Here is a 23,965-nt window from a genome sequence, read left to right as displayed (position 1 = left end):
GCCTTCGAACGACCATCACGGCCGTCGCGTGAAAAACGCGGCGGCCGTCGCGTTTCGTCCCGATGCCGCCTCGCGAAACCGTGCATCCGCCTCACCATGACGTGAGTGGCCGCCGAGGGCTACGGCGTACTATGCACTGACCCTGCACTGTCCCATCCCATGACGTCCGCAACCCCCGAGAGTGCAAGGTCCGGCGCAACGGACCGAACCGGAACGGCCGTGCGTGCGGCCGGAGCCGGACCGATGATCGAGCGGCGAGGTGAACCATGAACGAGAGCCGCTGGCGGGTTTCGGTGACGTCCGTCCTGATGTGCCTGATGACGACCGCGGTGGCCGGCCCGGCGAGCGCCGGGCAGGGCGCGGCATCGGCCGGATCGGCGGCGCGGCCGCAGGTCGTGCTCGAGCTTTTCACCAGCCAGGGCTGCTCGTCCTGCCCGCAGGCCGACGCGCTGCTCGCCCGGCTGAAGGACCGGCCGGGCCTGATCGCGCTCAGCCTGCCGGTGACCTACTGGGACTATCTCGGCTGGAAGGACACCTTGGCGAGCCCGCGCCACACCGCGCGCCAGAAGGCCTATGCGGCCGTCCGCGGCGAGCGCGACGTGTTCACGCCGCAGCTCGTCGTCAACGGCACGGCGTCCGTGCTCGGCAACGACACGGCGGCGGTCGAGAAGGCGGTCGCCGCAGCGCGGTCGAACGGCGAGGATGCGCCGCTGCCGGTCACGGTGAGCATGACGATCGAGCACGGCCGGGTGACGGTGCGCACGCGCCCGTCCGGGACGCCCGACGCGGCGCCGGGCGCCGATGTGCCGGTGAGCGCGGTGCCGTCCGGCCCGACGCTCGCGAGCGTCCCGACGCGCACGCGCAGCCTGTCGGCGCCGGCTCCTTCGGCCGAGGCCGCGAGCGGCGGCGCCACCGAAACCGGGCTTGCCGGCGCCTCCACCTCGGGCGTGCACGCGCCGGCGGCGACCGACGCCGCGGCGAAAGCCGACGCCGGGCGGGGCGAGGTGTGGCTGCTCGCGGTGTCGACGAAGATCGCGGTGCCGATCGGCCGCGGCGAGAATTCCGGCCACACCGTCACCTACACCAATGTGGTGCGCCGCTGGCATCGGCTCGGCGCCTGGACCGGCACCGGGCAGAGCTGGACGGTGCCGCTCGCCGACATCCGGGGCGAGGCGACCGACGCGGTGGTCGCGCTGGTCCAGCGCGGCGACGCCGAGACGCCGGGCGAGATCGTCGGCGGGGCCCTCGTGCCGCTGAATTGAAGCCGACGGTCGAATCGAGCCTGGTCCTTCGGCCGCGCCGCGCTCTCCGCACCTCCGCGCGCGAAAAATAACGCCCCGGACGTTTTGCCGGCGCTTCAGACTGCTGACGAACCCCTGGCGTGAGCCGGGGGTTTTTGATTCAGTGGGTCATGCTGAGGAAACCGGCGCCGAGCCAGACCGGTCTCGAGATCGTGACGCTGGAGGAGCTGGTCCCGAAGGACCACCTTTTGAGGCGGATCGGTGCGGCAGAGGACCTCACCTTGATCCACGATCCGACGCCGCCACTGCACTGCGCCGACAACGGCCGGCCGGCGCCCGATTCGACGCTGATGTTCAAGGCGCAGTTCCTGGGCTACCTGGTCGGCATCCGCTGAGCGCCAGCGGGTGCGCGAGATCGAGGTGAATGTCGCCTATCGCTGGTTCTTGCGATTGTCGCTGCGGGACAAGGTGTTCGACGCCTCGACGCTGTCGCAGAACCGCCGCGGGCGCTACCGGGACGAAAGCGCGGCGCAGGCGATCTTCGACCGGATCGTCGAGCACGCGATGCGCCGAGGCTGGTGGAGGGGCGCACGCTCTACACCGAATCCACTCACCTGAAGGCGAGTGCCAACAAGAACCGCCACGGCATCGTCGCGGCGTCCAAGTCCCGCGCCGCCTATTGGGCCGAACTCGATGCGGCGGTCGACGCCGATCGCACCGCCCACGGCCGGCCGCCGCTGCCGTCCGCCCCGCCGGACGAGCCGCGGGTGGCGCCCACCAAGATCAGCCGCACCGATCCAGACAGCGGCTACATGGTGCGCGAGGGCAAGCCCCGGGGCTTCTTCTATCTCGACCGTCGCACGGTGGATGGCCGCCTCGGCATCATCACCGTCAGCTTCGCCACGGCCGCCAACATGCACGGCAGATCCCTTGTCTGGAGCGCCTCGACCGCCAGCGCACCCGCTTCGGCCTACCGGCCGCCACCGTCGGGCTCGATGCCGGTACGCCACGGCGGCGATCGCCCGCGGGCTTTGCCGGCGCGGCATCACGGGCGTCACCGGCACCCGCAACCCGACCCCGCCGCGGCTCGTGATGATACGGTCGTCACGCTTCCTCTACGAGGCTTCGACCGACACCTATCGCCCCGCAGGGCCAGAGCTTTGCCTACGCCAACACGGATCGGAACGGCTATCGCCGCTACCGGTTGTGCCCCGCGTAGTGTCGCGCGTGTTCGCTGCTCGCCTCCCGCACGCACCACGAATGCCAAGGCAGAGCGCACACTCACCCGCCATATCTGGCAGGACGCCCGCGAGCGGGTCGACGCCAACCGCCTGACCCCTCGGGGCCGGCTGATCTATGCCCGGCGCAAGGAGACGGTGGAGCGCTCCTTCGCCGATGCCAAGGAGCTGTTCGGCCACCGCTGGGCTCGCTTCCGGGGGCTCGTTCGCGCCGGGGTCCAATACCTGCTCGCCGCGGCTGCCCAGAACGTCAAGAAGATCGCCCTCGTCACCACCCCTTCGCCGGTCGCGAGCCGCTGAACTCCGCCTCGCCCCCCCAAATCGCCGGACGACCCGGCCCCGACCGAACGCCCCTCCGGCAAACGAAAACCCCCGCCGAAAGAATCGACGGGGTTCGTCAGCGGTCTGAAGGCCCGGGTTTCGCCCGGGCCTTTTTGCTTGGGTTCGCTCTCGGCGCCGCGTGTGCCGATCGTGCTCGCCGGTCGGCGTCGGGTCGTCCCGCCCGCGGGCGGAACGACAAGACCGGTCAGCGGAAGAACGGCCGGCGCGGCTCGGGACGCTGCGGACGGTCGGCCGGCGAGGCCTCGTCCTTGGCGCTTCCCGAGTTGGACTTGGCGGCGCTGCCCGAGGTCGGCAGCGCGATCACGTCCTCGCTGCGCGGCGCCCGGTCGCGCGGATGGATTTCACGGGGCACCGGGCGAAACACCCGCGACGGCGTCTCCTCGCGCTTGCTCTCGTCGGCCTTCGCCTCGACCTTGGCCTCACGCTTCGCCTCGACCTTGGGCTCGGGCTTGCTGTCCACCTTGGCCTCGACCGGCTTCGCCTCGGCCTTGGGGGCCGGCAGCGGGATCGGCGCCGGCTCGGGCGTCGGCGCAGGGGGAGGTGCCGGAGGGGCGGCCTTGCGCGGGGTCGGCGGCGGCGGCGGGGGGGCTGGCTCGGCCTTGGCCGCCGGCGGGGCGGGCGGCGGGCTCGACACCGTCTTGGCCGGCGTCACCTCCTTGGAGGCGGCGGGCGGCGGCGGCGGCGCGGCGGCGATCTGGCTGCGCTGGGCGTGGTCGTGCTCGATCACCGGGCCCTGCTGGGCGAGATCGGCGATCGGGATGCGCCACTCGAAGGCGTCGATCCGGCCGGTGGTCGGCGAGGCCGGCAGCCACTTGTTGGTGACCAGGCCGTCGGCCGTCCAGGTCGGGTCGCGGGTGGCGACCAGCGCCCGGCGCATCCATTCGCGGGCGCGCCCGACGTCGCCGCTCTGCTTCTCCTCGAGCTCGGCCATCAGGGCGGCCATGCGCTGGGTCGGCATGGTGAGCATCGGGGTGAGCGCGTTGCGGGCCGCCGAGAACTCCTGCGCGTCGATCGCCGCGCGGGCGGTCGCCATGGCGCTCTCGGGGTGCTTGGGCGCCAGCTGGGCGAGCCGGCGGATGCGGCCGAGCCGGTCGCGGTTCGACTCGCGCGGATGGATGTTGGCGTAGGTCTCGACCAGATCCGGATGCGGATTGATCGCGAACGCCTTCTCGATCACCCGCGCGGCCTTGCGCGGGTGCCCGGTCTCGGTGAGCAGCCGGCCGGCGAGCGAGGCGGCCGGGACCAGCCCCGGCGACAGCTTCAGCGCCTCGAGCGCCAGCGCCTTGGCGTCCTCGGTGCCGACCTCGCCGGACATCGCCCGGCCGGTCAGCAGCACTGCGCGCTGGCGGCGATAGACGTCCTTGGCGATCAGCCCGTTGCGCATGTTGCGCTCGAGCGCGGCGACGGCGCCGACCCAGTCTCCGGCGGCGGCGCGATACTGCAGCACCGCCTCGGCCGCCCAGGCGAGGCTCGGCGCCTCCTTGGCGGCGTCCTCGGCATAGGTGCGGGCGGCGGCAGCGTTGTCGGAGCGTTGCGCCTCGATGAACAGCCCGTGCAGGCCGAGCAGCTTGGTGTCGTCCCGCGAGGCCATCGCCTTGAAGGTGCGCTCGGCATCGGCCGGGTTGCCGGCGAGCTGGGCCGCCTGGGCACCGAGCAGCAGCGCCAGCGGCTCCTTGGGGGCGAGGCGCTGCGCCTCGTTGGCGTAGCGGCGCGCGGCCTGCGCGTCGCCGGCGCCGATCGAGACGATGCCGTTGGAGATCGCCCGGTAGGCGCGGCGCGCCCGGCGGTCGAGCCGGCGGGCCGCGATCGCGCCCGGCGCCCGGACGATGCCGCGCAGGATCGACCAGATCAGCACGGTGAGGACGACCAGCGCGAGCAGCGCCAGGATCGTCACCATGATCGAGGTCTCGACCTGGTAGCCCAGCCAATTGACGGTGACGTCACCCGGACGGTCGGCGAGCCACGCCGCACCGAACGTCAATGCAGTCACGCCAACAAGGAATAAAAGAACACGTATCATGGTATTCCGGTCCTATGGATTGGCGAGGGCCCCGAGGGCGGCGGTGGCGACGCGACGGGCGGCCGCGACGGCGGCGCGCCGGGCCTCCGCCTTCCGGATCCACGGCTCGGCCGGGGCGCGGACGGCGGGCGGCAGCGTGCCGAGCGATTCGAGCGCGCCGGCGAGGTCGCCCTGGCGGGCTTTCGCCTCGGCATTGCCGATCACCACGGCGACGTCGGCACCGGCGCCGGCGTCCTTCACCTGGTCGACCTTGCGGACGCGGACGAGCGACTCGGCCTTGGCCTGCAGGCGCTCGAGATAGCCTTCGCCGGGCGGCACGTCGGCCGCCTGCATCATCGCCGGGACCACGGCGCTCAGCTCGCGGCCGAGGGCGGTGGCGCTCGGCACGCCGGTGGTCGCGAACGGCTCGAGCGGCGCGAAGGTTTGCGGGTCGGAGACCAGCTGCTTGGCGGCGGCGAGCTCGGAGGCGTAGGGCGCGCCCCGCTCGACCTGCGCCCGCAGGCCGTCGGCGAGCACCGCGAGGCGGACCGCCCGGTCGGAGATCGGCGCGGTCGAGCGCTGCGCCACCTGCTGCTGCAGCGACGACAGGGTCCGCTCGGCGGTGGCGATCTGCGACGACAGCGCCGCGATCTCGGCCGGCTGCACGCCGGGCGCGGCGGGCGCCGCGGCGTCGGCGGCCTTGGCGGCGGCCTCGGCCTGGGTGCGGGCGGCCTCGGCGGCCGACAGCGCTTCGTCGAGCCGCTTGTCGGTGGCCGACACGGTGTCGCCGAGCGACTTCACCGCCGCCTCGGCGGAGGAGAGGCGGTTCATCAGCGCCGGGTCCGGCCCGCCGGCGGCGGAGGCGGGACGCTCGGCGAGCGCCTTCTCGAGCTTGTCGAGCCGGGCGCCGAGCTGGCTCACCGCCTGCGGCGCGGCCCCGCCCGCGGCAGGACGCGCGGCGATCTCGTCGACCTTCAGCTCGAGCGCGGCGAGCCGTGCGGTCAGCTTGTCGTTCGATCCGGAATCGCCCGGCTGCATGGTCGACCAAGCGAGACCGGCCGCGATCGCGACCACGGCGCCGCCGGCGAGTCCGGCGGTCAGCATCGATCCCATACTCGGCGTGCGCGTGGACCGCGCCATGTCGTCACTCCCTTCAATATGCGTCGGTGGCGGCGAAGCGGCCGCCGCATCCCCGCGATCCCGGCGCGGCGACGCCGGCTCGGTCGTGTCGGTCTCGTCGATGGACGTGATGTCGTCCGCCTTGTCGGCACCGGCGGCCGTCGTTCCCGGCGGCGCGACGGGTGTGTCGGCAGCGCTGGTCGGCGGCTCGGCCCGGGTGTCGGGCGTCTCGATATCGGTCGGCTCGAGAGGGGTCGTCTCCCGCGTCGGCGGGGGGCCCTTCTCCTCCGGCGTCTCGGCCGGCGTGTCGTTCGATGGCTTCTTGTCGTCGACCATCCACCCCTCCCGCTGCAATTGCGGTCGCAGTCCGCCGAAGGCGGATCACACCCGCATACTGCGCCGGTTTGGTGACGGCAACAACGCCATAGGCGTGATCGCTAAAGAAGTCCGAACAGGCTCTTCTGATCGGGCTGCGGCGCGACCCGAACGTCCCCGGCCGCCGCCGCCCGCAGGGGCGCCGCGACCGCCAGCGACAGGCAGTAATGAGCGGCCGACAGGCGGGCGGGCGCGAGCCCGTCGACCGCGAGCGCGGCGAGGAAGGCCTCGGCGGAGCGGCGGGAATAGTGGAGCACGCCGTCGATCGTGCTGTCGGCGAGCGCGGCGCGCACCGCCGCGGGCAGCCGCGTCTCGGCGACCGCGCGATAGACGACCACGGTGCGCACCGAAAGCCCGTGCCCGGCGAGCAAACCCTCGAGGTCGCCGGCCCGCTCCTCACCGGCGGGATAGAGCACCGGCTCGCGCCGCGCGCCGAGCGTCTCGGCGATCACCGCGGCGAGCGCCGCGACGTCGCCGTCGGCCGAGCGGGCGACCGTCAGCCCGGCGGCGGCGGCCGCCGCCGCGGTCTTGGCGCCGACCGTGAACACCGGAACACCGTCGAATGCGGCCCGTGCCGGGTGCGACACTATGGCGCTCGGCGCATGGGCGCTGGTGAGGGCGATCGCCGCCCACGGACCGTCGCCGATCGCCGCATCCGGGATCGTGGCGATTCGCAACAGCGGCGCGACCACGACCTCGTGCCCGCGCGCGCGCAAAAGCGCGGCGGTGCGGGCGGCGTCCGGATCCGGTCGGGTGACCAGCAGGCGCACGCCGTCCTCCGCACCTCAGCCGGCGAAGAAGCCGGCGCCACCCCGCGCCTTCAGCTCGGCGCCCGCGTCCGCCCCGAGGGCTTCCGCCTCGCCGACCGTGCCGGCCCGCGAGGTCTCGTGGGCGACGCTGCCGTCGGTCTTGACGATCAGCCCGCGCAGCGCGAGCCGCTCGCCGTCGACCGTCGCATGGCCGGCGATCGGCGTGCGGCAGGAGCCGTCGAGCGCCCCGAGAAACGCCCGCTCGGCGGTCAGCGCGATGCGGGTGTCGCGGCAGTCGATGGCGGCGAGCAGCTCGCGGGTCCGCGAATCACCGGCGCGCGTCTCGATCGCCACCGCCCCCTGCCCGACCGCCGGCAAAAAGGTCTCGGCGTCGAACACCGAGGCCGCCTTGTCGGCGATGCCGAGCCGCTTGAGGCCGGCGAGCGCGAGCAGCGTCGCGTCGACCTCGCCGGACGAGATCTTGCGCAGCCGCGTGTCGACATTGCCGCGGATCGACACCACCTCGATGTCGGGCCGCAGCCGCTTGACCATCGCGCCGCGCCGCAGCGACGCGGTGCCGACCTTGGAGCCGGCCGGCAGCTCGGCGAGCGTCTTCGCCTTGGCACAGATGAAGGCGTCGCGGACGTCCTCGCGCGGCAGGCAGGCGGTGAGCACCAGCCCGTCCGGCAGCGCCGTCTCCATGTCCTTCGCGGAATGCACCGCGAGATCGATGGTCTCGTCGAACAGCGCCTGCTCGATCTCTTTCGTGAAAAGACCTTTGCCACCCACCTCGGCGAGCGGCCTATCCTGAATGGCGTCGCCCGTCGTCTTGATGACGGTGATCGTGATCGCCTCGAGCGGAACGCCGTGTGCGGCGGCGAGGCGCCGCTGCGTCTCGTGGGCCTGCCACAGAGCGAGCGGGCTGCCACGCGTGCCGATCCGAAGGAACGGCGGGGAGGATTGCACCATGGGACCTCACAATGCTACGCCGAGCCTTATAGAAGCGGGTTGCGCGAAGGGGAAGAGGAGCGAAGGCGAGCATCGCCTCGCCCGTTGATCATGATCGTTCTCGGCCTGGAGACGACCTGCGACGAAACGTCGGCCGCGGTGGTGCATCGCGACGCCGAGGGTCGCGGCACGATTCTCGCGAACGTCGTCCTGTCCCAGATCGAGGAGCACGCGGCCTATGGCGGCGTGGTCCCCGAGATCGCCGCGCGCGCCCATGTCGAGGTGCTCGACCGGCTGATCGCCCAGGCGATGCGCGAGGCGGGCGTCAGCTTCACCGCGCTCGACGGGGTGGCGGCGGCCGCCGGCCCCGGCCTGATCGGCGGGCTGATCGTCGCGCTGACCACCGCCAAGGCGATCGCCCTCGTCCACGAGAAGCCGCTGATCGCGGTCAACCACCTCGAGGGCCACGCGCTGACCACGCGGCTCACCCACGAGCTGCCGTTCCCCTACTGCCTCTTTCTCGCCTCCGGCGGCCACACCCAGATCGTCGCGATCCGCGGCGTCGGCGATTACGTGCGGCTCGGCACCACGCTCGACGACGCGATCGGCGAGGCGTTCGACAAGACCGCGAAGGTTTTGGGGCTGCCCTATCCGGGCGGGCCGCAGGTCGAGGCCTATGCCGCGCGCGGGGTGGCGAGCCGGTTCGCGCTGCCGCGGCCGATGGTCGGGCGGCCGGACGCCGATTTCTCGCTGTCGGGGCTGAAGACCGCGCTGCGGCTGGAGGCCGAGAAGGTCGCGCCCTTGTCCGAGCAGACGGTGTGCGACCTGTGCGCCGCCTTCCAGCAGGCGGTCGCCGACATGGTGCGCGACCGCTTGCGGGTCGGCCTGAAGCTGTTCCGTGAAAAATTCGGGCAGCCGATGGCGCTGGTCGCCGCCGGTGGGGTCGCCGCCAACACGACGATCCGGCGGCTTCTGCACACCGCCGCGCTCGACGGCGGCACCGTGCTGATCCTGCCGCCGCCGGAGCTGTGCACCGACAACGGCGCGATGATCGCCTGGGCCGGGGCCGAGCGGCTCGCCCACGGCCTCACCGACACGCTCGACGTCGGCCCGCGGCCGCGCTGGCCGCTCGGCGACGTGAAGAAGCCGGACAGGCCCGCCGAGCCGGAACCCGCACCGCATGCCGGCCCCCATGCCGCTCCCCATGCCGGCTCGCTGTCGGCCGCCGCCACGCCTTTCGGCGAGGAGGGGCTCGACGACGAGCTGCACCACGCCGCCATCGAGAGCGAGGCGTTGCTGTTCGAGACGGCGTCCAGGGCCGCGGCACTCTCGGCGCCCGCTCGGCGCACCGACTCGTCGGGTGCCGACTCGTCGGGCTCCGGCTCGCCGGGCTCCGACTCGTCGGGGTCCGACTCGTCGGCCGGCTCACCGGAAGCCGACCCGTCTGAAACCGACCAGAAAAATGCCGCGCAGCCGGACACCGCCGAGCCGGCCAAAAACCCGGACGCCCGGTGAGCGCGGCGATGGAGACCGTGCCGTCGACCTTCGGGCGCATCGCGGTGATCGGCGCCGGCGCCTGGGGCGCCGCGCTCGCCAATGTCGCCGCCCGCGCCGGCCGCGAGGTTCTGCTCCTCGCGCGCGACGCGGCCGCGGCCGAGCAGGTCCGCGAGGCCGGCGCCTCCCCGCATTTGCCCGACATAAAACTCGATCCGACGGTGACGGTTCTGGCCGGGCCGCAGGCGGCGCGTGACGCCGATGCCGTGCTGATGGTGGTGCCGGCGCAGGCGCATGCCGGCGTCGCCGCGGCGCTGGCGCCGGTGCTGCCCGAGGGCACCCCGGTCGTCGCCTGCGCAAAAGGGATCGAGCGCGGCACCCGCCGGTTCATGACGGAGGCGATCGCGCAGAACCTGCCGCAGGCGGTGCCGGCGATTCTGTCGGGCCCGAGCTTTGCGAGCGACGTCGCCCGCGGCCTGCCGACCGCCATCACGCTCGCCGCCGCCGACACCGGCATCGCCCAAAAGCTCGCGCACACGCTCGGCACCACCACCTTCCGGCCCTATCACTCCGACGACGTGCGCGGCGTCGAGATCGGCGGCGCGGCGAAGAACGTGCTGGCGATCGCGGTCGGCATCGTCCACGGCAAGAAGCTCGGGGCGAGTGCCGCGGCCGCGCTCACCACCCGCGGCTTTGCCGAGCTCACCCGCTTCGGCCGCGCCTTCGGCGCCCGGATCGAGACGCTCACCGGCCTGTCGGGGCTCGGCGACCTGATCCTCACCTGCTCGAGCCGGCAGTCGCGCAATTTCTCGCTCGGCATCGCGATCGGCGACGGCTTGTCGCCCGACGAGGCCCGCCGCGGCGGCCTGTTGGCGGAGGGCGCCTTCACCGCGCCGGTGCTGGTCGAGATGGCACGCGAAAGGCAAGTCGACATGCCGATCGCGACCGCGGTCGCCGCCGTGCTCGACGGGCGCCTGAGCGTCGACGGCGCGATCGAGGCGTTGCTGACGCGCCCGTTCAAGGCGGAGCATTAGGACGAGCGGGATGGCGTACTGGCTGGTGAAATCGGAGCCGTCGGCGTGGTCGTGGGACGACCAGGTGAAGGCCGGCAAGAAGGGCGAGCCGTGGACCGGCGTGCGCAACCACGCGGCCAAGCTCAATCTGATGCGGATGAAGAAAGGCGACCGGGCGTTCTTCTACCACTCTGTCGACGAGAAGCGGATCGTCGGCGTGGTCGAGATCGTGCGCGAGCACTATCCCGACCCGACCGCCGAGCCCGGCTCGCCCTGGGTGGTGGTCGACGTGAAGGCGCTCGAGGCTCTGCCGACCCCGGTGACGCTCGCCGCCGTCAAGGCCGAGAAGTCGCTTTCCGAGATGGCGCTGTTGAAGCTTTCGCGCCTCTCGGTGCAGCCGGTGACCGACGCCGAGTGGACGAGAATTTGCGAGATGGGCGGCCTCGCCGGTTGACGCCTTTCGCAGAAGCGCGAATCGGATCACGATTCGCCCGGCCGCACGTCCGCTACGGTTTCTGTTTCGAGCGTTCTCGTTTTCGAATCACGTCGTTTCAGATTCGGCTTCCGACATGGCGATCCGAGAGCATCCGGCGCAAGGGACGATTCTCGTCTGCGATTTCGACTCGAGCTTCAAAGTGCCCGAGATGGTCAAGTCGAGATGCGTCGTCGTGCTGAGCCCGAAGATCTCCGGCCGTCCTGGCTTGTGCACCGTCGTTTGCCTGAGCACGACGGACCCCGATCCGGTCATGTCCTACCACTGTCGGCTGGACATCGATCCGCCGCTTCCGAAACCATGGATGAGCAGCGGCGTCTGGGTGAAGGGCGACATGCTCTACACCGTCGGCTTCCACCGCCTGAACCTGCTCAGGCTCGGGAAAGACCGAGTCGGAAAACGCCTCTATCGGTGGGATACACTCGCGGCGGACCAGATGCAGGAAGTAAATGCCTGCGTTCTCAATGGCTTGGGCCTCGGCCGCTTGACGCGACACCTGTGACGGACTATTTTTACGGTGATTGTGGCTCTCGCCCTGCGGCGATCCACGTCTAAGACCCCACCCGGGGCCGTCATGTGGACCGCGACGACAAGCATCCGCATGACGCAGATTTTGGCCCCGCCGAAACGCGGGGCCTTTTTCATTTCGAGATACCGTTGCGTGGGGTCGGAGCGCTCAGGCGCTCAGGCGCTCAGGCGCTCGATCGCCGCGCCGCAGGCATTGAGCTTCGCTTCCAGCCGCTCGAAGCCACGATCGAGGTGATAGACGCGGTTGACGAAGGTCTCGCCCTCCGCCGCCAGCGCCGCGATCACCAGCGACACCGAGGCCCGCAGGTCGGTCGCCATCACCGGCGCGCCCTTGAGGCGGTCGACGCCCTCGATGGTCGCGGTCTCGCCGTCGAGCTTTATGTGCGCGCCGAACCGCGCCAGCTCCTGCACGTGCATGAAGCGGTTCTCGAAGATCGTCTCGGTGATGTGCGAGGTACCCTTGGCCCGCGTCATCAGCGCCATCAGCTGCGCCTGCAGGTCGGTCGGAAAGCCCGGGAACGGCGCCGTCACCACCTCGACCGGGGCGATGCCCGCGCCGTTGCGGGCGATCCGGATGCCCTCGTTGGTGGCGGCGATCTCGGCCCCCGCCTCGACCAGCACGTCGAGCGCCGATTGCAGCAGCTCGGGCTTTGCGCCCGCCAGCATCACGTCGCCGCCGGCCATCGCCACCGCCATCGCATAGGTGCCGGTCTCGATGCGGTCGGGCAGCACGCGGTGGCGCGCGCCGTCGAGCCGCGACACGCCCTCGATCTCGATCCGCGAGGTGCCGGCGCCGGAAATTTTTGCGCCCATCTTGATGAGGCAGTCGGCGACGTCGACGATCTCCGGCTCGCGCGCGGCGTTCTCGATCACCGTGGTGCCCCGCGCGAGGGTCGCCGCCATCAGCGCGGTGTGGGTGCCGCCGACCGTGACCTTCGGAAAGACCACCTCGCCGCCCTTCAGGCCGTGCGGGGCGCGGGCGAGCACGTAGCCGCCGTCGATCTCGATCTCGGCGCCGAGCGCACGCAGCGACATCAGCAGAAGGTCGACCGGCCGGGTGCCGATCGCGCAGCCGCCCGGCAGCGACACCTTTGCCTGCCCCATCCGCGCGAGCAGCGGCGCGACCACCCAAAAACTCGCGCGCATGCGGGAGACGAGGTCGTAGGGCGCGGTGGTGTCGACGATGCGCTTCGCCGAGATGTGCAGCGTCTGCCCGTCGTACTCGCCGTCGCCCGGCCGCTTGCCGCCGACCATCACGTCGACGCCGTGATTGCCGAGAATGCGCTGGAGAAGCGCGACGTCGGCGAGCCGCGGCACGTTCTCGAGCACGAGGGTCTCGTCGGTGAGAAGGCTCGCGATCATCAGCGGCAGGGTCGCGTTCTTGGCGCCCGAGATCGGGATGGTCCCGGTCAAGTGCTTGCCGCCGACGATGCGAATCCGGTCCATGCCGCCCCTCCGAAGGTTTTTCGTCTTCGCCGGGCGAGTGTTTCGCGCATTGCACGCGGCCGCCGGCTCGAAAAACCAGTCCCCGATCAAATCCAGGTCGTTCTAGTCCGGGTCCTTCTCGTCCGCGATTCCGGCGGAATCGTGGGTCTCGTCCGCGCCCCCCGAAACGCCGCCCGGAGCAACGCCCGCGCCCTGCCCCTCGCCCGCACGGGCGCGCGACTGCGCCTTGCGGCGCTGGAGATTCTTGCGCAGCGCCTCGGCCAGCCGCCTCTCGCGGGCGGAGCGCTCGGCGTCCTTGCCGGTTCCGGACATGGTGCGGTTAGAGCACGGGCAGGGCGGCCGCGGCAATCGCCTCGCGATTCGCCCCCGGCGGTGGCGCTTCGGCGGCGGCGGCGCGAATGCCGCTCAGTGGCTCCACCCGCTCGCCGCGTCCGCGGGCGGGAGCGGCACCTCGATGCGGCAGACGAACCCGTCGGGGCGAAACTCGCGGCTCACCTCGGCGTTCGGGATCGCGTTGGCGATCAGCACGCTGCCGAGCCCGTTGCCGCGCGGCGGCGTGACCGGCGGGCCGCCGACCTCGCGCCAGCTCACCGACAGCAGCGCGCCGTGCTCCTGCGGCGCCACCGTCCAGTCGATGTGCACGGTGCCGGTGGGGCGCGACAGCGCACCGTGCTTGGTCGCGTTGGTGGCGAGCTCGTGAATGACCAGCCCGAACGGCGTCGCGAGGTCGGGCGGCAGCACCACCGGGGGGCCGTCGATCACCAGCCGCTCGGCGCCGTCGGCGAGATGGCCGGCGAGCTGGCTCTCGACGATCGCCGCGAGCGAGGCGCCCGCCCAGTCCGACTGCACCAAGAGCGCGTGCGCATTGGCGAGCGCGGCGAGCCGCTGGTCGAAGTGGGCGACCAGCTCGCTCATGCCGGAATTGCCGCGAAAAGTCCGGTGGGCGATCGCCTGCACCACCGCGAGCGTGTTCTTCACGCGGTGGTTGAGCTCGCGCAGCAGCATGCGCTGGCGCTCCTCCCACTGCTTGCGCTCGGTGACGTCGCGCCCGGTCTCGATCACCAGCCGCTCGCCGTCGAAAGCCTCGATCTGCAGCCGCGTGTCGACCACCACCGCACGGCCGTCCTTGGTGTGCTGGATCAGCTCGCCGACCCAGCTGCGCTGCTCGTCGAGCAGCACCTTGATGTCCGCCATCGAGGCGCCGTCCGCCGTGGTGCTGCGCAAGAGCTCGAAGGCGGGCCGGCCGCACGCCTCCTCGCGCGCATAGCCGTACAGCTCCTCGCAGCCGCGGTTCCAGTCGAGGATGCCGTCGTCGAACCGCCACACGAAGATCGGGTCGCGCGACAGCTCGACCAGCCGGGTCTCGCGCTTGAGCTCGTGCTCGCTGCGGCGCAGCGCCTCCTCGATGCTGAGGCGGTGCGTCACGTCGATGAAGGTGATCACGACGCCGTCGATCTTGTCGTCGATGGTGCGGTAGGGCCGCATCCGCATCTCGTACCAATGGGCGTCGCGGCTGCGGATCTCGCGCTGGACCGGCGCGAGATCGATCAGCACCGCGCGGGCGTCACGCACCAGCTCGTCGTATTCGAGCTGATGGGCGAAGTCGGTGATCGGCCGGCCCTCGTCGTGCGAGGTGATGCTGAACAGGTGCGTCACCGGATCGGTGAAGCGCTTGATACGCAACGCCGAGTCGAGAAAGAGCGTGCCGTAGTCGGTCGCCGCCATCAGGTTCTGCAGGTCGCTGTGGGCGCGCGAGATCGCCTCCAGCTTGAGCTTCAGCTCGCTGTTGACGGTCTGCAGCTCCTCGTTGATCGACTGCAGCTCCTCCTTGCTGGTCTCCAGCTCCTCCGAGGTCGACCGGTACTCCTCGTTGATCGACTGCAGCTCCTCGTTGGCGGCCCGCAGCTCCTCGTTGGCGGCGTCGGACTCCTCCCGCACCGTGCGCAGGCGCGCCTGGGTCATCTCCAGCTCCTGCGACAGCCGGCGCACCGTCTCGTCCGCCGCATGGTGCTGCTCGAAGGCGCCGTAGGTGTCGTCGAGCGTGTCGCCCTCGATCACCATGACGACCGCGGTGCCGTACTGCACCACGTCGTCGCTCGGCACCGGCTTGACCAGAATCTGCACGCGGTGCGGCGTGCCGTTGAAGCGCACCGGGATCGGCAGGCTGAGGGTGCTCTGGTTCTGCTCGAAGGCGCGATGCAGCGCCGAGCGCAGCTCGAAGCGCAGCTCGGGCCGGATCAGGTCGACCACGTCGCCGCTGAGCGGGCCGCCGGACGGCATCACGTAGCGCCCGGCGGTCTCCGACAGATGGATCACCCGGTGGGTCTGGTCGACCAGGAAGCTCGGCGGCGCCAGCTTCTCGATCGCGCGGCGATGCGCCGCCGCCTCGGTGAGCGCGGTGGTCGGGCTGACGGCGCGGCCGATGCTGCCGATCTGCTCGCGCAGCGCCACCGGGCCGACCAGCTGCGGCAGCAGGCGCGGCTTGTCGCCGGCCGAGGTGCGCGACTGGTAGATCCGCGCGCCGCGGTCGAGGCAGCGGAACAGGCCGGGCGGGTTCTCGGCGGTCTCGGAGGCGCCGACCAGCAGGAAGCCGCCCGGATTGAGCGCGTAATGGAACGTGCTGCAGACCTGGTCCTGCAGGTCGCGGTCGAAATAGATCAGCACGTTGCGGCAGGAGATCAGGTCGACGCGCGAGAACGGCGGGTCCTTGAGGAGATCGTGCACGGCGAACAGCACGATGTCGCGCAGCTCCTGGCGCACGCGATAGCCGTCGCCCTCGCGGGTGAAGAAGCGGTGCAGCCGCTCCTCGCCGACGTCCGCCTCGATCGCCACCGGGAAGCGGCCGTCGCGCGCGACGGCGAGCGCCCGGGTGTCGAGATCGGAGCCGAACACCTGGACCATCGGTCGCGGCTCGTGCCGCCCCGCCTCCTCGAGCAGCAGCATGGCGATGGTGTAGGCCTCCTCGCCGGTGGCGCAGCCCGGGATCCAGATGCGGACGGTGTCGGTCGGCTCCTTGCCCTGGAACAGCTCGGGCAGCACCTTGGTGCGCAGCGTCTCGAACACCTCGGGATCGCGGAAGAAGGTGGTGACCGAGATCAGCAGGTCGCCGAGCAGCGCGCGCGCCTCGTCGGCATTCTCGTGCAAGGCCTCGTAATAGGCGCGCAGCGTCTCGGCGCGGATCACCTGCATGCGCCGGGCGATCCGCCGCAGCACGGTCGAGCGCTTGTACTTGGCGAAGTCGTGCCCGGTGCGCACCCGCAGATGGGCGAGGATGCGGCGCAGGTTCTCCTCGTCGACCGAGGCCGGCGTGTCGCCCACCTGTCCCTGCTTGAGCCGGATCAGCTCGGCGAGCCGGCCGGCGAGCTCGGCGACCGGCAGCACGAAGTCGGCGACCCCGGTCGAGATCGCGCTGCGCGGCATCGACGGATACTCCGCCTCGGCCGGGTCCTGCACCAGGATGATGCCGCCGGATTCCTTGATCGCCCTCACCCCGACCGCGCCGTCCGAGCCCGCCCCGCTGAGGACCACCGACAGGCCGTCGCCGAGCTGCATGGCGACCGAGCGGAAGAACTGGTCGATCGGCGTGCGCCGGCCGCGCGCGTCGTCGAACGGCAGCACCGCGATCCGCTCGCCGACGATCTCGAGGCGGCGGTCGGGCGGCACGACATAGACGCTGTTCGGCCGGAACGCCTCGGCGTCGGTCACCTGCCGCACCGGCATGCTCGTCTGCGAGGCGAGCACGGCGGCGAGCTCGCTGCGGTGATCCGGGTCGAGATGGACCACCACCACGAAGGCGGCGCCGGTGTCGGCGGGAAGGACCCGAAACAACGTCTGCAGGGCGGTGATGCCGCCCGCCGAGGCGCCGATGGTGACGAGCACCACCCGCCCTTTGCTCGGCGACTCCTCCGCGGGCGCGCCCGTGTCCTCGCGCTCGTCACTCGTCATGTCGCGCTCGCTCGTTCGACTGCTCCGCGGACCGCCGGTGTGCCGCCCCGGGGAGGGGCCGGAGGCGGCCGCCGTCCGGCTCGCCCACGCACCCCGCGTCCGCCGACGACGGTGCCGCTGCCCGCGGACCGCGATGATGTTGTTCGGAACACAAAATATCGTGGGTGATGCGGCCGTACAACCAATTCGCCGAGATCGGTCCGCCGGCCGACCGAGGAACGCGACTCGTCACGAGGGGTTGCCGTCTCGGTGGCGGAACGAGAGGTACGGCATGGCCAACCGGGACATCGTCGCCATCGGCACCTCGGCCGGTGGCGTGAAGGCCCTGATCGCGCTGGCGCAAAACTTTCCGGAGCAGCTTTCCGCCGCGGTGCTGGTGACGATCCATCTGCCGGCCGACGCCAAGTCGGTGCTCGACGAGATCCTCACCGGTGCCGGACCGCTGCCGGCCCATTTCGCCGAGGACGGCGAGACGATGCGGACCGGGCACATTCACATCGCTCCGCCCGGCCGGCATCTCCTGATGGAGGACGACCGGCTGCGGCTCGGCCACGGCCCGCGCGAGAACAACGTGCGGCCGGCGATCGATCCGATGCTGCGCTCGGCGGCGATCTGCTGCGGGCCGCGGCTGATCGGCGTGGTGCTGACCGGGACGCTCGGCGACGGGGCGTCGGGCCTGTGGGCGGTCGGCGCGTGCGGCGGCATCACCGTGGTGCAGGACCCGGCCGATGCCGAGTTCGCCCAGATGCCGGAGACCGCGCTGGAGCGGGTCAGGGCCGATCACGTGGTCGGCCTCGCCGACCTGCCGAAGCTGCTCGCGCGCTTGGTCGACCAGCCGGCGGGCTTGCCGGTGCCCGTGCCGGACGGCTTGCGCTTCGACGTCGAGATCGCGAGAACGGGACGGGCGGCCATGCACGAGCTGGATCACCACGGGCGTCGCTCGGTGCTGGCCTGCCCGGACTGCGGCGGCGTGATGTGGGAGTTCGACGAGGGCGAGCTGCTGCGCTTCCGCTGCCATGTCGGCCACGCCTACACCGCCGAGATGATGACCCTCGCGCTCGACGAGAACGTGCGTCGCGCGATCGCCAGCGCACTGCGCGGCTTCGAGGAGCGGATCGCGCTGGTGGAGAAGCTGGCCGAGCAGTCGGAACACGACGCCCGCCCGTCGCTCGCGGCGAACTGGCGGCAGCGCGCGATCGAGTACCGGCGGGAGATCGCGGTGCTCGAGGAGGCGCTTCAGCGGATGGATCGCGCGGGGAGCCGCGTGGTCGCGGAGTGACCTCGCGCCGAATGCGCGGGGGGTGCCGGCTGCCGGCGGCGGGCCGGGAAGACCGTGTCGGTCCTCCCGGCCACGGGAATCACTCGCCCGGCGTCGCTCGCCCGGCGTCGCTCGCCGGCGGCACCGACCGGACGGCGCCGACCTGCTCGCGCGCGCCGTCGTCGGAGGAGCCGGCTGCGCGGCTTCCGGCCCGGAGCAGAATCTCCGAAGGCCACCGGTCGCGGCCGAGCACCTCGGTGCACGGGCAGGCGGTCGCCCGCAGCGCCGCCGGGTCGCAGATGGTGATGACGCCGCGGCGGTATCGGATGATCCCGGCGGCCTGCAGGTTGCCGGCGATCAGCGTCACCGTGGTGCGCCGCAGGCCGAGCATCTCGGCCGCCGTCTCCTGGGTCGCGGTGACGACGCCGGTCTCGGCGAACTCCGCCGCGCGCATAAGATAGCGGGCGAACCGCGCCTCGGCGGTGTGGGTGGCATGACACAGCGAGGCCTGCTGGGCCTGCACCGTCAGCCATTCCCGGCAGACCGCCTCGAGCCGGCGGAGCTCCTCGCGCTCGGCGGCCGCCGTCGCGAACACCTGGACCGGCAGCGAGGCGACGATGCCGGCGGATCGAACCGTCGCCCGCGTGAAGGACGGGCCGTGCCCGTCGAAGCCCAGCGCGCCGTCGAAGCCGACGCTGCCGACCTCGAGGGCGGTGCCGGCCGGCGTCGGGGCGAGCACCGAGACGAGGGCCGAGACCGGGAACCAGATCCGCTCCGGCCTGCTGCCGCACTCCCACAGGAGATACCGTTCGGGCAGCGTCTGGATTCGCAGGTGGGAGACGAGATGCGCGCGGGCCTCGGGGGACAGCGCCGCGAGGACCAGATTGGTCCTCGAGCGCGCGTTCGGCTGCTGCGCGTTCGCGTCCGGTGCACGGCTGTGCACGGCGACCGTTTCCATCGCTCTGTCCTCTGGTTGCTGGCCGTCGATGCAGGCGGAGTTGCAGACGGGGCGAGCGCCGCAGCAGGACCCGCGCGCCGATGCCTTCTCCGGTGCATCCGGACAGGCTCACGACGTGGTCGCGACCGGTGAGCGGGCCAGGACATGCAGACCGGCACCTCCCCCGCGCTACCTCAATGCGCGTCACGGGCGAAAGTTCCCGCGGCGACATAATAAAGATATAAGCCGACAGGGCGGGCTTGCGGTGTGACCGCACCTCGCCTACGGCGAGGCGACTGCTCGCAGGCGCTCGCCGTCCGCCGCGGCGAGATGGAGCGTCCGGTCCGCCTGCGCCATCGTGCTGCGGAGACGGAGCAGACTCGACCGGACCTCGCGAACGGTCGCCCCGAGGTCGCCGGCGGCGTGGACGGTGCGTCGCATCGTGCTGCGGAGGGCGGGATCGAAGTCGGCCAGCGTCGGATCGAGGTCGACGAACCGCAAAACCGCCACCACCCGGCACCCGGCGTCGCGGACCAGCAGGCTCCAGAAATGCGTCGCCCGCTCCCGATTCCGCATCAGCTCGAGGGCGACCGCCTCGGCATGGACGATCGCCGCGGCGTCGTCCGCGAACGGCATGCCCTCACGATCGAGCACCGAGCGATGTCCCATGGCGAGATCGAAGTGGTAGCGCGTGGGGATTGTTCTCATCGAGACTTCCCGGTCCGGACGCACGGATGCGTTGCTCACAACGCGGTCGCGAACCGAAAGTTCGGCGGCCGACGTGCGAAAGCGACATGCTCGCCGATCGGCCCCATCATCGCACCTCTCTGCCCCAAAGGGTATTTCCGGCCGCCCACCGGCCGCCGACCAACGCGGCCCGGCCGCGTCCGCCGGGTCGGCCGGGTCGGCGGTGATCAGCCCTGCGCGCGCGCGGTGTAGCCCATCCGAAAGCCGCCCCAGTGGCGGCCGCGCACCACGACCGGCGCCGAGCAGTCCTTCATCAGCACGAACTTGCCGCCGCCCATGTCGCGGCGATAGGTCTGCAGCAGGAACGGCTTGGTGTTGCGCCCGGCGGCCAGCCCGGTGCGGTCGTCGAAGATTCGCCGGTTGCGGCAGTTCGCGGTGTTCCAGGCGGTCTCGCCCGGCCGCTGGGGCTGCGAGAACTTCTTGTTGTGGGTCGGCAGATAGCCGTTGCGGTCGACCGCCGCGCAGAACGCGATCTGAGAGTTTTTCCCGAGCAGCGACTCCTGGAGCGGCGGCAGCAGCCGGTCGCACAGCGCGGTGAAGCGGGTCGTCACCTGGCGCGGATCGCTGCCCGGCACCGGCACGTAAGCCTCGTCGAACAGGTCGGCGATCGTCGTCTGCCCGCCCGCCAAAGCCGCCTCGAACAGCGCCGCGACCCTCTCCGCCGCCTCGCGCACCAAGGCGATGAACGGCGTGTCGTCGGTCTCGACGCCCGCCTGCGCCGACAGGAGCGCCAGCTCCTCGCTCTTGCGCAGGAGCGCCTGGACGCGCTGGTCGGCGGTGCGCAGATCGTTCGACGACTGCGAGATGTGCCCGCTCATCGCCTCGAACGCCGCCTGGAGGGCGTCGCAGCGGTTCTGGATGTCGCCGTTCGCCTCGACGATCATCCGCATGTCGCCGCGCATGCGGATCATCGCCGGGCCGACGTGATCGACCACCTGGCGGATCGCCGCGGTGCCGGCCTGGACGGTGTGGGCGCGCTGCACCGTCTCGGCCGATTCCGCCATCAGCCCGCGGGTCTGGGTGTCGAGCAGCGCCAGCGTCGCGGCGATCTCGGCGGTCGCTGCGGACGTTTGCTTGGCGAGCGCCTTCACCTCGCCGGCGACCACCGCGAACCCCTTGCCGGCCTCGCCGGCGCGCGCCGCCTCGATCGTCGCGTTGAGCGCCAGCAGATTGGTCTGGCGGGCGATCGCGTCGATGCCGCCGGCCGCCTTCGCCACCCGCTCGAGCGCGCTGCGCAGCCCGTCGAGCTTCGCCTCGAAGCCGGCGGTGGCGGTGGCGAGCGCGCTGATCTCGCCGAGCGAGGTCTGCACCGCGTCGGAGGAGGCCTCCATCTCGCCGCACGCCGCCTGGATGGTGGCGTCCGCCTGCCCCGCCGCGTCGCCGATCCGGCGGTTCGAGACGGTCAGCTCGGTCGCCGCGTCCGCGACCCCGTGACACTCGCTCGTCAGCTGCTCCGCCTTGGCGTCGACCGAGGCGATGTTGCCGGCGATGTCGGCGAGCTCGACCGACAGGTCGCCGACCGCCCGCGCCAGGGTCCGCACCACCGTGTCCGCGGCGTTCGGCGCACTCTTCGCGAGCGACGGTGCCTCGGGCTGCGCGTCGGGCGAGCGTTCGGGCCGGGCCACCGGCCGCGGCGCGAGCAGAGTTCGTGTCATGGAAAGCCTTTTCCGTGCGGCGCCCGGCCCCCTCCGGGCGATTGCGGAGAGTGCCCCGGTCGACACTACCATGCAGTTAATCGCTGCCGCTGCTGCGCCGCAAAAGAGCAATTCGCCTGCCGGTGCGGGTCGCGCCGGCTCATCCCTACGTCCAGGTTGCGCCGGGAGCGGCGGCACCCATAATCCTACCGCCGGCGGTGGCTCGGTTCACCGGCCGGCAGACGATTGATTCGAGACATCGCAAAAGTCCGACATCGCAAGAAACGGGAGGAATTTTTTCCATGAAGACGACCACCCTGCTCGCCACCGCCGTCACCCTGGCGGCGCTCGCCTGGCCGAGCCTCGCGCCGGCCGCCGACACCGGCACCGCCGCCGAGGCCAAGGCGATGCTGGAACGCGCCGTCGCCGCGGTGAAGACCGACGAGACGGCGGCGCTGGAGAAGTTCAAGTCCGGCGCGCCGGGCTTCAAGGACCGCGACCTCTACGTCTTCTGCTTCGATGCCGGCACCGGCCTCTTCACCGCCCATCCGACCCTCGCCGGCAAGGACGTCAAGACGCTGAAGGACAAGACCGGAAAAGTGTTCGGCGACCGGCTGTTCGCCGCCGCCCAGAAGGACTCCATCTCGACGGTCGACTACATGTGGCCGAAGCCCGGCGAGACCGAGCCGGTGCAGAAGGAGACCTACGTCACCAAGGCCGGCGACCAGGGCTGCGCGGTCGGCTACTACAAGTGAGCGGCGGCCTTCCCCGGACCTGACCGGTGACTCTTTCGCGTGGGCCTCGCCGCGCGAGGGACCGTGCCGCGGGTCGCGGTCCTTCGGGTCACCGCCGTCGCCGCGCGCGCTGGGCGATCACCAGCAGCGCGCGGTGGCAGGCGGCGTCGGCCGTCGCCGGCCGGCGCCGCGTCGTGGCGATGGTCTCGGCGAGGTCGGCCATCGCGGCGGCGAGCTTGTCCGCCGTCCAGTTGCCGAGCGCGGCGCGCACCGCCCCCTCGCGCTTGAAGAACAGCCCGCGAAAGCCGGCCCGTATCGCCTCCTGCGCCGGGCTGCCGGCCTCCATCGCGAGTTTTGCCCGATGAAGCTGCACGGCGTGGCGGAAGGCCGCCGAGATCACCGTCGCCGCCGGCGTGCCGCCCGCCCGCACGCGGGCGAATTCCTGGTCGAACGCCGCGACATTGCCGGCAAACACGGCGTCCACCACCTCGTCGAGCGCCAGCGCCGAGGCGTCCGCCACCACCGCCAGCACGTCGTCGACCTCGACCGTCCCGCTGCCGTGGGCGTACAGCGCGAGCTTGCGCACCTCGCCGCGCGAGGCGCGGCGATCGCCGCCGACCAGCGAGATCAGCAGCGTGCGGGCGTCGGGGGCGATCGACAGGCCCGCCTCGCGCATCTCCTGGTCGATCAGGCGGCCGAGCGCATCGTCGCCGTCGACGTAGCAGGGTAGCGCCACCGCGGCGCGCGCCTTCTCGCACACGGTGCGCAGCGCGGAGTCACGCTTGAGATCGCCCGCCTCGATCACCACCCGGCAGTCGGCCGGCGGGTCGGCCGCGAGCGCCTCGATCGCCGGGGCGATGTTGGAGCGGCCGGCCTTCAGCCACACCGCACGGCGCCCGCCGAACAGCGGCACGGTGTGCGCCTCTTCCGCCAGCCGGCCCGGATGGTCGAGCCCGTCGGCCTCGAGCCGCACCAGCGAGAACGGATCGGACGGATCGTCGACCGAGGCGGCGACCAACGCCTCCACGCGCTCGCGCACGAGGCCCGCATCGGGGCCGTACACCAGCACGATCGGGCGGGCGGCGTCGGGACGGCGGACGAAGGCGCCGATCTCGGCGCCCTTCAGGGCGACCATGTCGGGGCGACCATCGTCAGGTGCCGGCGACGAAATAGGAGGCGAGCCGGTTGCGGATCGACTCGGCGATCACGCCGGCGGCGCGGTCCTCGGCGTCACGCAGCGCGCGCTGGCGGGCGAACCGCTGCTGCTGGCCCGGAATGTCGTAGGACACGCGGGCAAAGGTCTGGTCGGTGACCACCGGCTTGCCGGTCTGCAGGTCGACCAGCGTGTAGCTGGCGGTGAGGCCGTAATTCTCGACGTCCGGACGGTTGGTCTCGACGTCGACGATCACCGACACGCGGGTCGAGGTCATGCGGATGTCGAGCCGGTGGGTCGGCGCCGACGGGTTGCCGCCGGAGAGGTCGAACATCAGCTTGTTGCGCAGCTCGACCGCGATGCGCGCCTCCGGCGTGCCGTTGGCCGCCGGAATCTGGGCGATGTCGATGCCCGACAGCGCAGTGTTGAGCGCCGGGCCGCCGTCGAGCGTGCGGTTGCCGTAGAGCGGCTGGAAGCAGCCGGCGAGGAGCCCCGCCACCGCGAGCGCCGCCGCCGCCCGGCCGACGCGGCCGGACAGGGTGTGCACGAAACCGGCGGCGTTTCGCCGGGAC

19 protein-coding genes and 1 pseudogene are annotated in these 23,965 nt (G+C 71.8%); 8 read left to right on the top strand and 12 right to left on the bottom strand.

Features of this window, described 5'->3' with window-relative positions; translation table 11 throughout:
• Positions 1-266 precede the first annotated feature (266 nt).
• Positions 267-1,262: a DUF1223 domain-containing protein gene (locus A33M_RS05120; protein WP_008384232.1), complete on the top strand. Its 996-nt coding sequence runs from the start codon at positions 267-269 to the stop codon at positions 1,260-1,262.
• 149 nt (positions 1,263-1,411) lie between these two features.
• Positions 1,412-2,779, top strand: a pseudogene (locus tag A33M_RS22760) (IS1182 family transposase).
• Positions 2,780-3,005: 226 nt separating this feature from the next.
• Here A33M_RS22760 and A33M_RS05100 read toward each other — a convergent pair.
• From A33M_RS05100 to hemC, 4 genes are all read right to left on the bottom strand, one after another.
• The gene (locus tag A33M_RS05100; RefSeq protein WP_008384228.1) at positions 3,006-4,802 is read right to left on the bottom strand and encodes a heme biosynthesis protein HemY; all 1,797 of its coding nucleotides are present in this window, start codon (positions 4,800-4,802) and stop codon (positions 3,006-3,008) included.
• Positions 4,803-4,853: 51 nt separating this feature from the next.
• Positions 4,854-5,924 carry a COG4223 family protein gene (locus tag A33M_RS22185; RefSeq protein ID WP_157223339.1) on the bottom strand — a complete coding sequence of 357 codons (1,071 nt, stop codon included), beginning with the start codon at positions 5,922-5,924 and terminating at the stop codon, positions 4,854-4,856.
• A gap of 452 nt (positions 5,925-6,376) precedes the next feature.
• Complete coding sequence (locus A33M_RS05090) at positions 6,377-7,084, bottom strand: uroporphyrinogen-III synthase (protein ID WP_008384226.1); 708 nt, start codon at positions 7,082-7,084, stop codon at positions 6,377-6,379.
• Between the two features lie 15 nt (positions 7,085-7,099).
• Complete coding sequence (gene hemC / locus A33M_RS05085) at positions 7,100-8,032, bottom strand: hydroxymethylbilane synthase (protein ID WP_008384225.1); 933 nt, start codon at positions 8,030-8,032, stop codon at positions 7,100-7,102.
• Between the two features lie 90 nt (positions 8,033-8,122).
• Between hemC and tsaD the strand changes: the two genes are divergently transcribed.
• The 4 genes from tsaD to A33M_RS05065 all read left to right on the top strand — a co-directional run bounded on the left by tsaD (position 8,123) and on the right by A33M_RS05065 (position 11,513).
• Complete coding sequence (gene tsaD, locus A33M_RS05080) at positions 8,123-9,526, top strand: tRNA (adenosine(37)-N6)-threonylcarbamoyltransferase complex transferase subunit TsaD (RefSeq protein WP_083850318.1); 1,404 nt, start codon at positions 8,123-8,125, stop codon at positions 9,524-9,526.
• Complete coding sequence (locus A33M_RS05075) at positions 9,523-10,539, top strand: NAD(P)H-dependent glycerol-3-phosphate dehydrogenase (RefSeq protein ID WP_008384223.1); 1,017 nt, start codon at positions 9,523-9,525, stop codon at positions 10,537-10,539. Before tsaD ends, A33M_RS05075 begins: the two co-directional genes overlap by 4 nt.
• A 10-nt stretch (positions 10,540-10,549) precedes the next feature.
• Positions 10,550-10,972, top strand: coding sequence for an EVE domain-containing protein (locus A33M_RS05070; protein ID WP_008384222.1), 423 nt, complete (start codon positions 10,550-10,552; stop codon positions 10,970-10,972).
• A 115-nt stretch (positions 10,973-11,087) separates the two neighbouring features.
• Positions 11,088-11,513, top strand: coding sequence for a type II toxin-antitoxin system PemK/MazF family toxin (locus A33M_RS05065; protein ID WP_008384221.1), 426 nt, complete (start codon positions 11,088-11,090; stop codon positions 11,511-11,513).
• A gap of 182 nt (positions 11,514-11,695) precedes the next feature.
• Here A33M_RS05065 and murA read toward each other — a convergent pair whose 3' ends face one another.
• The 3 genes from murA to A33M_RS05050 all read right to left on the bottom strand — a co-directional run bounded on the left by murA (position 11,696) and on the right by A33M_RS05050 (position 16,930).
• The gene (murA, locus tag A33M_RS05060; protein ID WP_008384220.1) at positions 11,696-12,985 is read right to left on the bottom strand and encodes a UDP-N-acetylglucosamine 1-carboxyvinyltransferase; all 1,290 of its coding nucleotides are present in this window, start codon (positions 12,983-12,985) and stop codon (positions 11,696-11,698) included.
• A 102-nt stretch (positions 12,986-13,087) separates the two neighbouring features.
• Positions 13,088-13,297 (bottom strand): hypothetical protein, encoded by a 210-nt coding sequence (locus A33M_RS05055; RefSeq protein ID WP_008384219.1) that lies wholly within the window; start codon positions 13,295-13,297, stop codon positions 13,088-13,090.
• Positions 13,298-13,390: 93 nt separating this feature from the next.
• A complete protein-coding gene (locus A33M_RS05050) occupies positions 13,391-16,930 on the bottom strand; it encodes a chemotaxis protein CheB (RefSeq protein ID WP_083850317.1) in 3,540 nt (1,179 codons plus the stop codon).
• A 271-nt stretch (positions 16,931-17,201) separates the two neighbouring features.
• On the opposite strand from A33M_RS05050, the gene A33M_RS05045 reads away from it, so the two are divergent.
• Positions 17,202-18,209, top strand: coding sequence for a chemotaxis protein CheB (locus A33M_RS05045; protein ID WP_008384216.1), 1,008 nt, complete (start codon positions 17,202-17,204; stop codon positions 18,207-18,209).
• 79 nt (positions 18,210-18,288) lie between these two features.
• Here A33M_RS05045 and A33M_RS05040 read toward each other — a convergent pair whose 3' ends face one another.
• From A33M_RS05040 to A33M_RS05030, 3 genes are all read right to left on the bottom strand, one after another.
• Positions 18,289-19,146 carry a Crp/Fnr family transcriptional regulator gene (locus A33M_RS05040; RefSeq protein WP_008384214.1) on the bottom strand — a complete coding sequence of 286 codons (858 nt, stop codon included), beginning with the start codon at positions 19,144-19,146 and terminating at the stop codon, positions 18,289-18,291.
• Between the two features lie 261 nt (positions 19,147-19,407).
• Positions 19,408-19,833, bottom strand: a complete 426-nt coding sequence (locus A33M_RS05035; protein WP_157223338.1) for a DUF6894 family protein — start codon at positions 19,831-19,833, stop codon at positions 19,408-19,410.
• A 206-nt stretch (positions 19,834-20,039) separates the two neighbouring features.
• Complete coding sequence (locus A33M_RS05030; RefSeq protein ID WP_008384212.1) at positions 20,040-21,527, bottom strand: methyl-accepting chemotaxis protein; 1,488 nt, start codon at positions 21,525-21,527, stop codon at positions 20,040-20,042.
• Positions 21,528-21,808: 281 nt separating this feature from the next.
• On the opposite strand from A33M_RS05030, the gene A33M_RS05025 reads away from it, so the two are divergent.
• Positions 21,809-22,261: a cache domain-containing protein gene (locus tag A33M_RS05025; protein WP_008384211.1), complete on the top strand. Its 453-nt coding sequence runs from the start codon at positions 21,809-21,811 to the stop codon at positions 22,259-22,261.
• An 88-nt stretch (positions 22,262-22,349) separates the two neighbouring features.
• Here the strand turns inward: A33M_RS05025 and holA are convergent, their stop codons facing one another.
• Entirely contained in the window at positions 22,350-23,375 is a 1,026-nt protein-coding gene (holA, locus tag A33M_RS05020) for a DNA polymerase III subunit delta (RefSeq protein ID WP_008384210.1), read from the bottom strand.
• A 16-nt stretch (positions 23,376-23,391) separates the two neighbouring features.
• Positions 23,392-23,940, bottom strand: a complete 549-nt coding sequence (lptE, locus tag A33M_RS05015; RefSeq protein WP_008384209.1) for an LPS assembly lipoprotein LptE — start codon at positions 23,938-23,940, stop codon at positions 23,392-23,394.
• Positions 23,941-23,965 lie beyond the last annotated feature (25 nt).

Origin of the sequence: Rhodovulum sp. PH10 (assembly GCF_000293785.1) — a bacterium.
In the GTDB taxonomy this organism is placed as follows: domain Bacteria; phylum Pseudomonadota; class Alphaproteobacteria; order Rhizobiales; family Xanthobacteraceae; genus Rhodoplanes.
The sequence above is the reverse complement of the archived record's forward strand: the minus strand, read 5'-3'. Positions and strand labels throughout refer to the sequence as shown.